Origin of the sequence: Mesorhizobium sp. NBSH29 (assembly GCF_015500055.1) — a bacterium.
Taxonomy (GTDB): domain Bacteria; phylum Pseudomonadota; class Alphaproteobacteria; order Rhizobiales; family Rhizobiaceae; genus Neomesorhizobium.
In genome coordinates, this window is record NZ_CP045495.1 from 129,205 (window position 1) to 140,849 (window position 11,645).

An 11,645-nucleotide genomic window follows, 5' to 3' on the forward strand; every position below is an offset into this window, starting at 1 on the left:
TCTTGGCGGACGACTACCTGTCTGCCGCCAAGCTCGCCTTTGGGGATCCGAAGATCGGCACCGGGCCGGTGCGATTGATGAGCTATCATGCGGCTGAGCTCTTCCTCAAAACCTACATGCGGTCCGCCGGGGAAACCGTTGATGCCTTGCGGGCCTTGGGCCATGACCTCGAGAGGATGGTCGTTCGCGCCAAAGCGCTGGGGCTGAAACTGCCCGCCCAGATTTTGGCCCAGTCCCGCAAGCTGACGGCAAATACGACTACGTGCGGGCACGCTACGTGGTGGTCCGAGAGACCACCGACATCTCCGACGAGAGCGTTCTTCGATACTGTCGGACGATTAGGTCGAGCGTCATCAAGGCGCTCAATATGGACGAGCAAGGTGTGCCCCAAGGTCAGCATTGGCTTGGCGCCCTGCCACCCGATTATCCGAAAGAAATGCCGACAGAGTCGCCATGACCCACGGGATTCTCGCAGAGAGTGCCGAAGCAAGGGTTCGTCCGAACCGAGGACATGGTTCAAACGTCGTAACAAAGCAATTGCCGACTGCAGCGCGTTGATTAAGCATGAGCGATAGCAAGGAAACTTCGAGCGGCAACGATCGTCCCGGCGCGACTGCGGCATTTCCGTATGACCGTATGACGGTCGAGCGGTTTCGGCGGACCTTTCCTCGCGCCCGCTGGAATGATGATCTGAAGGCGTGGTTCGTCCCGGGCAAAATCGCCGCGCAGCGTTTCGATCGATGGCTCCAACGAGAGCGTTCTCAGACTGAAACGCATGCCGACCTCAAAGGGCGCGACGCCTTTGCCTTTGACCCCATCGTCTCGAAGTACCTTCTGCGCCTAGATGATCATTTGGAAGTGGTGACCCCCTATTCCCGTACTGTCGTTGACGAGATGCGCGAGGTGCCGTTTGCCGCTTGGGATGGCGACCGCCGTGCGTGGACGGTGCCGTACCGGTCATATGACGCTCTACGCCGGCACTGGAGCCGAATCGAGGAGGCAGCCATCCGCAACGAGCCGGAACAGCGCAAGAAGCGCCGAGAGGCTAGTCGCGGGTCGGAAAAAGAACGAGCCGCGCGTGCCCGCGCCACCGAACGCCGCCGCCGCCGCTATCCGCTTGATCCCGAGAACCTGCCGCCCTTTGGCCGGCCGGTTATGACGTCTACATATGGCGTGGTCGTTTTCGTCGGGTGCGATGGCGAGCCGGTCGATCCAGAGATCATTGGCACCTCTTACGCCGATGTCCCAATCTCATCCGACAGCGTTTGGGGACAATGGCGCCCGGCTACACTCGCCGAACTTGTGAAAACTTGGCCCTCGCGTCCCGGGTCGAAGATTGAACACGGGATCTGGAGGCAGCCCACGATCGACGAGTTACGCGTGGCAAGAAAGACTGCCGCCAGCAGGGAGCGACAACGCTCTAGCACGGGCGCCTAAGCGTGGTTGTTCAGGTCATGCTCGATCTGTTGTGCCGAGGCGAGAATGTCATCAAAGTTGGGCGGGGCGCCGAAGATCATCGCGGTCGTGTTGGCGTAGTCTCGCGAAAGCGCGTCGATCATCCCGGGCACCGGCTCAATGGCGAAGCTCCCCGGCACCGCCGAGGCCAGATCATAGTCGGGACGATCGAAGAACATGCGCGCATGACGCACGCAGTCGGCGCCGAGATCGAGGTTGGCGAGCGCAGCCTTGCCGGTTTCCGATTGCATGAGACAGTGCAGGTCGTAGTAGTGGCGTGAAACCCGCTGCCCTGCCTGCCGCAATTCACCGCGCCGCTCATACCAGCGGCGCAGTCCGTGAGCGATCGCCACCTTGTCCCAGAAGGTTCGCGTCGCTTCGATCGTGGTGACGTCCGGTACGGCGAGGTCAACGCCAGCTGCGTCTCCGGCCACATAGGGCGCAATCGTCAGCGGCCCGTGGGGATCGAGTGCCGATTTTGCGCCGGATTCGAGACGTATCGCCGGTCGGACATAGGCCCCATCACGCGGTTCCACCTCGGGATACCAAAGCAGCAGGGTCTGCCCATCAGGATCGGCGTCATCAATTTCCACGCGACCCACCCCGTCGGTGACGTCTGCCAACTGGGCGGCAAGGAACGCATTGAGCGGGCCGGTGATATAGGCCCGACAGGCATCTCGGATCGCGTTCAGTTTGGCGCGGCGCTTCTTGTTCGACAGCGCTTCGAGCTCTTCGACCGACGCGGGCTCTTCGAGGTCATCGCGGAACACCGTGACGTCGATATCCTCGGAGAAGCGCTTGATGAGGTCATAGCCCTTTGAGAGCGACGTGCCGCCCTTGAAGAGCAGCCGCGGCTCTCCTGCCGGCCGTTCGTGATAAAGCGCATTGAGTGTCCAGCAGACCCAGAAGTCCTTTTCGACATTGCCGACTGGGGCGCCAATACGGTTGGCCGTGGCGAGAAACAGATCGAGCCGGTCACGGGGCGACGCGGCAATAATCTGACGGTAGGCCGCGGTCGTCATGGCTTGCCCTCCGGCCCAGCGGTTGGGCCGAGGAGTTGGCGCAGGAACTCCTGCATCCAGATCGGCACGGCGGAAAGACCAGCGCGCAGATCCGCGCGGATCGCCTCGCCGTGCTTGGGGTCAGAAAGCAGGCGGCGCAATATGGTCGCGATCCGCTTGCGCTCGCTGTCCTGGGTCAGCATATCCTGCATCCAATATAGCGCCTGCACGACCCGCATTCCCGGCCGATCCGCCCAATAAAGGCGGCTCGGGGCCGCATACTTGAAGTGGATTTCCTGGCTGCCGAGTTTGATCGGCTTCAATCTCGCATCGACCAGCACCTCGATCCGCGCGGGGACGGCCGTCGTGAGCCCAAGATCGTTGGCGGCCGTCATGCCATCGATGACGGTGCGCGCGTTGTCGCGGCGCGTCACGGCCCGGATCACGGCGCGATAGTCCGGCACGGTGGCGCGGCCGGTCAGAGTATTGGTCCGCGGCTGGTCGTAGAGACCGCGGTCGATCCGGCGAAGCTCTTGAGCTGCAGCCAGTCGCTGCAGGGTCTTGTCCACGGCGGCGCGCGCGCCGAGATCGGCAAAGTCGCCGGGGGTCCAGACCTCCTCGGGCTTGGACCCGATGCGTGCGAGCACGCGCGAGCGAATATCGGTGTCGTGTTCGACCGTTGTCATGTCCGAAATATGTGACAAGTTTCGGACAACGGCAAGGGGGAGTTGTCCGAAGAATGCTACAAATTTCGGACACCTCTTTAGTCCGCCCGTCTCGGCCGAACTGACGTGCACGTTCCGTGCTTAGAAAGTCGCATAGAGGGCAGAGTGGAACTTTACAACAGTCGCAACATCTCTGCGTTTCGTCGTCGTCATCTCATCGACTGTTATAGCCGCCTCCCATTTCCGGGTGACGGCGTAGCGCTATGCCTACGGCTTCTTGTCTTCTGCGCCGGGCTTAGGCGGCTCTGGTCCTCATCGGCCGTTCGGGCATCCATATTCAACGTCTCAGGTGTCGTGGTGGACAACACAGGAATGATCTGGAAATCGGGGCGCAAGGAAGGGTGGATCGCTGTCGTTCGTATCGAGCGCCAAAGCGCGTACAGCCCGTAGAGGGCGTACACTCCACCCATCGCGACGAAAAAGCCGTTTGGACCCATGACGTCCATCAGGCGGCCACCGAGCTGGGGCCCCACCATATTACCAATCCCGTAGACGATCAGCAGCCCGCCCGAGACCTGTATGAACTCGTCCGCGTCTGCCTGGTCGTTGGCATGCGCCACATTGAGCGCATAGATGGTGAACAGGACAGAGCCCAGCGCAAACATGCCTGCAATTATGCTTGTCGGTTCGGTTGGCGCTATGACGATCATCGCGATCGAAATCGCCACCCCTATGGCACCCGCTAAAGCCATCACATACCGTCGGTCGAAGCGATCGGACAATTTGCCAAACGGCACCTGGAACACCATTCCCCCGACCATCGCCGCCGTCAGCATCGCTGCAATGCCCGTCGCCGACAGCCCCATGGCTTTGCCATATAGTGGGCCGAAATAGATCCAGTTGCCAAAGATCACGCCAGCGAGGAACGAGCCGACGACGGCAACCGGCGATCTTCTGAACAGCGCTCGTGCATCGATCCTGACCTGGGTGAGCGGTTGCGGAGCCGGCGCAACTGATAGAGCCACGGGGATAAGCGCGGCTCCGAAAGCAATGGCTGCTACCATGAACAGGGTCTCATTCATTATGTCGCCGAGGGGCAATATGAACTGGCCTGCGGCTACACCCGACATCGATACGATCATGTAGGCTGCAAAGATTGTGCCGCGGTTGGAATTGTCGACACGCTCATTCAGCCAGCTCTCGACAACCATGTAACCGCCGACGAGAGTCAAGCCACCGACGGCACGGAAGGCGGCCCAGGCGAAGGGATGAGGTACCAGCGCCAGCAGTAGCATCGAAGCGGCAAGTAGCGTCTGCAGGATGGCGAAGACCCGGATGTGACCGACGCGTCTGACGAAGAGCGGGGTCAGAAGGCAGCCAGTAGTAAAGGCGACCGCATAGGCCGTTCCAATCCAGGCGATTGTCGTCGACGACCAGCCTTCCGCCGACGCTCGTAGCGGTATCAGAACATTGCCAAGCCCGGTCCCAACCATCATCAGGAAGGTGCCGAGAAGCAGAGCCGCAAATGAACGAACTTGAAGCCACACGATGAATGCTCACGTCAATGCTTCGCCTCAGTGTAGGGCGGGTTGCTGAAGGGCGACCGCACGAAAGCGCCATTTTGCTGGCGCTTTCAGCCAACCCGCAGTGAACGCCTGCTCGCTTACGCACCTCTGCCTAGGCATGGAATTCACTATGATGCGGTGTGCCATCAAATCCGATCAGGGATTGGAATTCACTGTTGCCTTTGCGCCGCTTCCGTTCAGTTCGCGGGAAAGCGACGGCATGTCGCCATGGGACGAGTTCGGCCTCGACCACAACGAGACCCGTTCCTGGCATGGCTGGTATCGGCACGTTTCGCTCGTCATGCTCGCCTTCGCGATGATGGCCGCGATCCGCCATCATGCCAATGCCGCGCCGCCCCCAAAAACGACGCGAAGGACAAGATCGGGAACCCGCCGCTGATCCGCTGGTCGGTTCAGGAAATCCGCCGCATCGCCACTCGTCTCGCCCGACGACGTATCCACCCGGCAACTGTCATCGCATGGTCGCTGTGGCGACGAGCACATCAGGCCGCAGCTCGACAATCCCACCTCAAATCAAAAGCGCAACTGTAATGCTAGGGTAAGGGCCACCCCCACAGCCATTGTAAGTGGAACTTAAACGTATTGTCTTATGAAACAGTCGTGGCCGGTTTTCGCTCAGCAGACACCGACCGGACAGTTCAAGGGCAGGACGGGGTCTCCAATAGTGTCAGAGGTGAGGCCATTTGAGCAGAACGACGCCCTCGCAGTCGGGGAAATGTTTCTGCGCGTCCTCCGCCACGAGTCGCCGGCCAACGGAGCGGCTGATCTTGCGGCCTATCTCGACGATCTCTTTTGCGGGCCATACGGGCGCGATGGGGAAATCGCCTCGCGCGTTCACATCGCAGAAAGCGGCCGTGTAAACGGCTTTATCGGGGTACTTCCACAGGCCATGGAACTGGACGGGGAAAGCCTAAGGGCGGCCATCTGTACCACATGGATGGTCGACGACCATGAAGCCGATCCTTTTGCCGGCGCTCGCCTTCTCAAAGCGGTGCTTTCAGGACCGCAAGACCTCTGTTTCAGCGAGACGTCCAACAATCTGGCGACAGCGATGTGGCGCAGGATGGGCGCGCATGTGCTGTCGTCGTACAGCCTGGAATATGTGCGTGTACTCCGCCCGATTGGGTTCGTTACGCGCATGGCTGCTGATCGGTTTGGCTTGCTCGGTGCATTCTTATCATTGGCCGGCTTGGCTGACCGCGCCGTTGGCGCCGGCGGGAGAGGACTTTCCTGGGTCGGCTACCAGCCGCGCTCCGGCAAGGCCGACATGTTGACTGAAACCGAACCGAGCCGGGCCGAACTCGTTGCGGCCGTCCAACAGCTTGTCGTGCACCATCCTCTGAACCCGCGATGGCGCGACGAACAGCTTTCGCGCATGCTCACGCATGCTGACGTGAAGGCCAAACACGGCGAGCGTGTCCAGCGCCTCCTGCTGACACGAGGCGGAAAACTTGCCGGCCTGTTCATCTACTATGGTGACCGAGCAGGGATTGGCCGCGTTATGCAACTCATGGCCGTTCCGGGCATGGAGGCGCTGATCGTCGAACGGCTGCTCGCCAACGCCCATGATCGGGGCCTTGCCGCAATTCGCGGTCGCTCCCAGCCAGCGTTGCTCGATGCTATGCTAGATCGCAAATTCGCGTTTCTCCATGCCTCTTCCACGACGCTATATTCCCTAAGAGCAGATGTGGTTGCCGCGGCAACCCAAGGGCGCGCGTTCCTCAACGGCCTGTCGGGCGAGAGCTGGACGCGCCTTATCGGCGATCGCTTCGATTGATCGGAGGAGTAGCACGATGTGCGGGATAACCGGTTTTCTGGGATCGACCGTTTCGACCGATGCGGCAGCGCCCCTGCTGAAGAGCATGACCGTCGCGCTCTGCCATCGCGGGCCGGACGAGAAGGGCGTCTATACTGCGCCGGGCGTCGGTCTCGGTCATGCCCGGCTTTCGGTTGTCGGCCTGGCAGACGGCAAGCAGCCCATGGCGGCTGCAAATGGTGATCTCGTCATTTCCTATAACGGAGAGGTCTTCAACTACGTTGAACTCCGCGAACGTTTGCAGGCCCGCGGAAGACGTTTTCTGACCACCAGCGACACAGAGGTGATCCTGCATCTCTATGACGAGATGGGTACGGCCTGTCTCGACGAACTCAACGGCGATTTCGCGTTCGCATTGTGGGACGCGCGGCGTCAAAACCTGTGGCTGGCGCGCGATCGCATTGGCGTGCGTCCGCTCTACTATACGGAAATCCGCGGCACGCTTTTTTTCGCTTCCGAGATCAAGGCGTTCATGGCTGCGCCGGGCTTTGCAGCCGAACTCGACCCCGTCGCGCTGGACCAGATTTTCACGCTCTGGGCGCCGATAGCACCTCGAACGGCTTTCAAGGGTGTCAGAGAGCTGCCGCCTGGGCACATGATGATTGCGCAGGGTTCCAGCCGGACGGTGAGCCAGTGGTGGCGTATGGAATTTCCCCGCGATGGCGAGTTCAAGACGCCTGAGCGTCCAGTCGAACAGCTTGGAGAGTTGCTGGAAGACGCCACCCGCATTCGTCTTCGTGCAGACGTGCCGGTTGGCGCCTATCTTTCCGGCGGTCTCGACTCTTCGCTCATCACCGCCCTTGCCGCGCGGGTGGCGCCAGGGCGTCTCGAAACGTTCTCGGTCGGGTTCCGTTCCCCAGAGCATGATGAAAGCCTGTGGCAGGCGGAGGTCGCCGAAAAACTCGGCGTGCAAAACCATCAGGTGCGGTGCGGAGAAGACGAGATCGCTGCCGAATTTCCTACCATAATCGCGCACACCGAATGCCCGGTACTGCGCACGGCGCCGGCACCGCTCTACCAGCTCGCGAGCATCGTTCGTGCAAATGGCATGAAGGTTGTGTTGACCGGCGAGGGCGCCGACGAGATTTTCGCCGGCTACGATATTTTCCAGGAGGCTGCGGTGCGGCGCTTTTGCGCCCGTCAGCCAGGCTCGACACGCCGGCCGCTTCTGTTTCGCCGCCTATATCCCTATCTGCCGCAGTTGCAGCACCAGAGCGTGGACTATCTCGCACGTTTCTTCTCCACCGGTGGAGACGGCCTCACCGATCCGCTGTTCTCGCATCGGCCGCGCATGCGTTCGACGGCGGCGGCGAAACTCTTCTATTCCCCCGATCTGAAATATACGCTCGGCGATTACGATGCGGCGGCCGATCTCGCAGCGCAGTTGCCCGGCGATTTCAGGCGCTGGCATCCGCTCAACCAGGCGCAATATCTCGAGGCCCGTTTTCTGCTCCCAGGTTACATTCTCTCCAGCCAGGGCGATCGTGTCATGATGGCCCACGGCGTGGAAGGGCGGTTTCCGTTTCTCGACCACCGCGTCATCGCGTTCGCCGCCGGACTCCAACCGGAGCTGAAGATGCGGGGGCTGCGCGAAAAGTTCATTCTGAAGGAGGCCGCGCGCGGCCTTGTGCCAGATACGGTCGTCAACCGGCCCAAACAGCCGTTTCGAGCGCCCGACAGCCAGGCATTTTCCACTCCCGCAGCCCGTGCATCGACCGAGACGGTCCTGTCGGAAGGCGCGCTGGCTGAAACCGGTCTGTTCAATTCTGCGATGGTCGAGAGGCTGAAAGTCAAAGCCATTAACGGTCGGGCAACCAGCTTCAAGGACAATACAGCCTTTATGGGCATTCTCTCGGCGCAACTGTGGCACAAGGTCTTTGTCACCGACCAGCCGAACCGGACGGAAACAAAGTGAGGGTTGGCGGCGTGGCAAACGATGCGCAAGAAAAAATCCGTGATTTCATCGTCGAGAATTTCCTGTTCGGCGACGACGTTCAGCCTCTGCCCGGCGACCTTTCACTCATGGAAAACGACCTCGTCGATTCCACCGGCGTTCTCGAACTGGTCGGATTTATCGAGGAAGCGTTCGAAGTAAAGGTCGGAGACGCCGATATCGTGCCGGGGAACCTCGATTCCATCGACAGGATCGCAGCCTTCATCGAACGCAAAAAGGCCGCCTAACCTGGCCGGGAGACGCATCGATGCGCATTGAAGGCCACCTTCGCGAAAGCTGCCGCAAGCATGCCGGCAAGACCGCGATCGTGGACGGCGCGCAGCGATTTAGCTACGCGGAACTTTCAAATGCATCGGAGAGGCTTGCCGCATCGCTGGCGACCAACGGTGTCGTCAAGGGCGACCGGGTCCTGGTGTTAGCCGCAAATGGCTGGCAAACCGCCGTCGCGTCTTATGCCGTCTGGATGGCGGGTGCCGTGCTTTGTCCGGTCAATCCTTCCACCAAGGCAAGGCGGCTGTCCTTTATCGTCAACGATTGTGAGCCGAAGGCGATCATCGCGGACGCGAGGAGCGCGCCTACGGTTGCGAACATGCTGTCGTTAGCCATCAAGGTTCGACCCAAGGTAATCCTGACGCGGCCGCACGCCCAGCTTCCCGAAGCCCTCGACTTTGCCCATTGCCTGTTGGCCGAACCTGCTCTGGCTGGCCTGGATCTTTCCGACAGCGACCTTGCCAGCATCATTTACACCTCGGGATCGACCGGTGACCCGAAGGGCGTGATGATGGGGCACGACAATATCGACGCCGCAACCGCATCCATCGCGGCCTACCTTGGCAACAACGAAAACGACGTCATCCTCAATGTGTTGCCGCTATCTTTCGGATACGGACTGACGCAACTCCTCACTGCAGTGCAAACGGGCGCCACATTGGTGCTGGAGAAATCCTTTGCCTATCCGGCTGTCATCTTCGAGCGGCTGCGCGAAGAGGGCGTCACCGGCTTTCCCGCGGTTCCTTGCATGCTCGCCATGATGTTGCGGATGGAGAATCTGGATCCGGCTCTGTTCGCAAGCCTGCGCTACATCACCAGCGCGGCCGCACCCTTGCCAGTCGCCCACATCCGCAGGCTGCGAACCCTGTTTCCCCACGTGCAGCTTTACTCCATGTACGGCCAGACCGAATGCGTGCGCGCGACCTGGCTTCCTCCTGGCGAGATCGACCTGCGGCCCGACTGCGTCGGCATTGCCATTCCGGGCACTGCGATCCAGGTCGTCGACGACCTGGGATTCGAAGTTGCCCCGGGAACCGTCGGGGAACTTGCCGTGTCGGGGCCCCACGTGATGCGCGGCTACTGGAACAACCCTGCGGCGACGCAATTCACGGTGCGCCCCGACCCACTGACCGGGACCAGACGCCTTCACACGGGCGATCTGTTCCTTGCGGATGGCGACGGCCACGTCACATTCGTCTCCCGCAAGGACGACATTATCAAGACGGGTGGTTTCAAGGTTGCGCCGCGGGAAGTGGAATCCGCGCTCTACGAACTGGAAGGCGTGGTCGAGGCGCTTGTCGTCGGCATGCCGGATCCGGTGCTCGGCGAGACGCTCAAGGCGCTGATCGTGAAGTCGATCGATACGTTAAGCGCCGAGGATGTTCTGCGTTATTGCGCACAGATCCTAAATGATTTCATGGTGCCCCGGGAAGTCGAGTTCTGCGACACCCTGCCAAAGACTCCGAGCGGGAAACTCAGCCGACGCCTCGCTTCACGCAGACGCAAAGCGGCATGAACATGATGATATCAGCCTTCGAACTTTCCGCCCTTTCCATCGATGCTGAAAGGGAGGCAGAGCGAATCGCTTCGAGAATGCGCGACGCGCTGCGCCACGACCTGCGCAAGCGCGGTTTTGTAATTGGAATTTCCGGCGGCATCGATTCAGCAGTCTGTACGGCGCTGGCCGTGCGTGCCGTCGGGCCCGCGCGGGTGTTCGGCCTGCTGATGCCAGAGCACGATTCCGACCCGGACAGCCTGCGGCTCGGTACGGCTGTGGCTGAAACTTTCGGCATCGAGAATGCGGTAGAGGATATCGGCCCCACGCTCGAGGCTACGGGGTGCTATCGTCGCCGCGACGACGCCATCCGCGAGGTTGTGCCGGATTACGGCGCAGGATGGTCGAGCAAGATCGTCTTCGATAGTGCGCTGACGTCGGGCGGCTACAACATCTCGTCGCTTGTGGTGCGCTCGCCCGATGGCCAAATGCGCAAGCTGCGCCTGCCGGCGGCATCCTATCTCGGCGTTGTCGCATCGACCAACATGAAGCAGCGTACCCGCAAACAGCTTGAATACTACCACGCCGACCGGCTGAATTTTGCCGTCATCGGCACCCCCAACCTGCTCGAGTACGATCAGGGCTTCTTCGTCAAGAACGGTGACGGCGCAGCCGACATCAAGCCGATCGCGCATCTCTACAAATCGCAGGTCTACGCACTTGCCGCCCATCTCGGTGTACCCGCGGAAATTCGCAAACGCCCGCCGACCACCGATACTTACTCACTGCCTCAAACGCAGGAAGAGTTCTATTTCTCGCTGCCCTACGCGAAGATGGATGCGTGCCTGTACGCGCTCGACAGCAACCTTTCCGCTTCGCAAACCGGTGCGGCCATAGGGCTTTCTGAAGCCCAGGTCGAGGCGGTGTGGAGCGATATTGCGGCAAAACGCAAGGTGGCGCGCTATCTACACATGGCGCCCGTTCTGGTGGAATGATTTGCTCGAGCGGCGCTGGATCACCGAGGTGCTCCTCGAGAACGATGCGGTCAATCATGGCATGGCTCCGCTCGCCGAGATGGTGTCCAGAGGAAGGCCAAGAGGGCAGCGAGTTCCGGATCTTTCATCACAACTGGATCGAGTTTGGTGTGACCGACGAGGCTAGCGGCGCCGTCTCGTAGCGGCGGACTACCGACCCCGGCAGAAGATATTTGTCCGTCGTCAGAACATTTGGCTCAGCTTAGAGCATCGGACATTTAATCGGATGCATATCCTGCCTTTTTCATGTAGTTCCAGCACTCGTCTGGACTGAAGAGGTCGCAGATGTTGCCGATGGCCTTCTAAAGCTCGTCGAAGGTTCTGGCCTTGGCAGCCCGTAGGTGCGCCTTGAGCTTGGAGAAGGCCATC

9 protein-coding genes and 2 pseudogenes are annotated in these 11,645 nt (G+C 60.8%); 7 read left to right on the top strand and 4 right to left on the bottom strand.

Going from position 1 to position 11,645, the window contains the following annotated elements; translation table 11 throughout:
* Positions 1-564 precede the first annotated feature (564 nt).
* On the top strand, positions 565-1,437 hold the full coding sequence (locus tag GA830_RS19780) for a hypothetical protein (protein WP_195165118.1): 873 nt from the start codon (positions 565-567) through the stop codon (positions 1,435-1,437).
* On the opposite strand, the gene GA830_RS19785 is transcribed toward GA830_RS19780, so the two are convergent.
* The 3 genes from GA830_RS19785 to GA830_RS19795 all read right to left on the bottom strand — a co-directional run bounded on the left by GA830_RS19785 (position 1,434) and on the right by GA830_RS19795 (position 4,668).
* On the bottom strand, positions 1,434-2,477 hold the full coding sequence (locus GA830_RS19785; RefSeq protein WP_195165119.1) for a nucleotidyl transferase AbiEii/AbiGii toxin family protein: 1,044 nt from the start codon (positions 2,475-2,477) through the stop codon (positions 1,434-1,436). The genes GA830_RS19780 and GA830_RS19785 overlap by 4 nt on opposite strands.
* Positions 2,474-3,142 carry a DUF6088 family protein gene (locus tag GA830_RS19790; protein WP_195165120.1) on the bottom strand — a complete coding sequence of 223 codons (669 nt, stop codon included), beginning with the start codon at positions 3,140-3,142 and terminating at the stop codon, positions 2,474-2,476. Before GA830_RS19790 ends, GA830_RS19785 begins: the two co-directional genes overlap by 4 nt.
* A 203-nt stretch (positions 3,143-3,345) precedes the next feature.
* Positions 3,346-4,668 carry an MFS transporter gene (locus GA830_RS19795; protein ID WP_195165121.1) on the bottom strand — a complete coding sequence of 441 codons (1,323 nt, stop codon included), beginning with the start codon at positions 4,666-4,668 and terminating at the stop codon, positions 3,346-3,348.
* A gap of 253 nt (positions 4,669-4,921) precedes the next feature.
* Between GA830_RS19795 and GA830_RS19800 the strand changes: the two are divergent.
* The 6 genes and pseudogenes from GA830_RS19800 to nadE form a co-directional block, all read left to right on the top strand.
* Positions 4,922-5,086, top strand: a pseudogene (locus tag GA830_RS19800) (IS701 family transposase); the annotation flags it as partial.
* 336 nt (positions 5,087-5,422) lie between these two features.
* Positions 5,423-6,484: a hypothetical protein gene (locus GA830_RS19805; RefSeq protein WP_195165122.1), complete on the top strand. Its 1,062-nt coding sequence runs from the start codon at positions 5,423-5,425 to the stop codon at positions 6,482-6,484.
* Between the two features lie 16 nt (positions 6,485-6,500).
* The gene (gene asnB / locus GA830_RS19810; protein ID WP_195165280.1) at positions 6,501-8,438 is read left to right on the top strand and encodes an asparagine synthase (glutamine-hydrolyzing); all 1,938 of its coding nucleotides are present in this window, start codon (positions 6,501-6,503) and stop codon (positions 8,436-8,438) included.
* Positions 8,439-8,449: 11 nt separating this feature from the next.
* Positions 8,450-8,704, top strand: a complete 255-nt coding sequence (locus GA830_RS19815; RefSeq protein ID WP_195165123.1) for an acyl carrier protein — start codon at positions 8,450-8,452, stop codon at positions 8,702-8,704.
* Between the two features lie 20 nt (positions 8,705-8,724).
* Positions 8,725-10,263, top strand: coding sequence for a class I adenylate-forming enzyme family protein (locus GA830_RS19820; RefSeq protein ID WP_195165124.1), 1,539 nt, complete (start codon positions 8,725-8,727; stop codon positions 10,261-10,263).
* Positions 10,260-11,237, top strand: a complete 978-nt coding sequence (gene nadE, locus GA830_RS19825; protein ID WP_195165281.1) for an NAD(+) synthase — start codon at positions 10,260-10,262, stop codon at positions 11,235-11,237. Before GA830_RS19820 ends, nadE begins: the two co-directional genes overlap by 4 nt.
* 257 nt (positions 11,238-11,494) lie before the next feature.
* On the opposite strand, the pseudogene GA830_RS20270 reads toward nadE, so the two are convergent.
* Positions 11,495-11,645 (bottom strand): annotated as a pseudogene (locus tag GA830_RS20270) (IS630 family transposase); the annotation flags it as partial.

What these genes read in the sequence shown, in the direction of transcription:
- GA830_RS19820 (WP_195165124.1), top strand. Translation starts at nt 8,725, where the DNA reads ATGCGCATTGAAGGCCACCTTCGCGAAAGCTGCCGCAAGCATGCCGGC.
- GA830_RS19785 (WP_195165119.1), bottom strand. Translation starts at nt 2,477, where the DNA reads ATGACGACCGCGGCCTACCGTCAGATTATTGCCGCGTCGCCCCGTGAC.
- GA830_RS19805 (WP_195165122.1), top strand. Translation starts at nt 5,423, where the DNA reads ATGTTTCTGCGCGTCCTCCGCCACGAGTCGCCGGCCAACGGAGCGGCT.
- asnB (WP_195165280.1), top strand. Translation starts at nt 6,501, where the DNA reads ATGTGCGGGATAACCGGTTTTCTGGGATCGACCGTTTCGACCGATGCG.
- GA830_RS19790 (WP_195165120.1), bottom strand. Translation starts at nt 3,142, where the DNA reads ATGACAACGGTCGAACACGACACCGATATTCGCTCGCGCGTGCTCGCA.
- GA830_RS19780 (WP_195165118.1), top strand. Translation starts at nt 565, where the DNA reads ATGAGCGATAGCAAGGAAACTTCGAGCGGCAACGATCGTCCCGGCGCG.
- nadE (WP_195165281.1), top strand. Translation starts at nt 10,260, where the DNA reads ATGAACATGATGATATCAGCCTTCGAACTTTCCGCCCTTTCCATCGAT.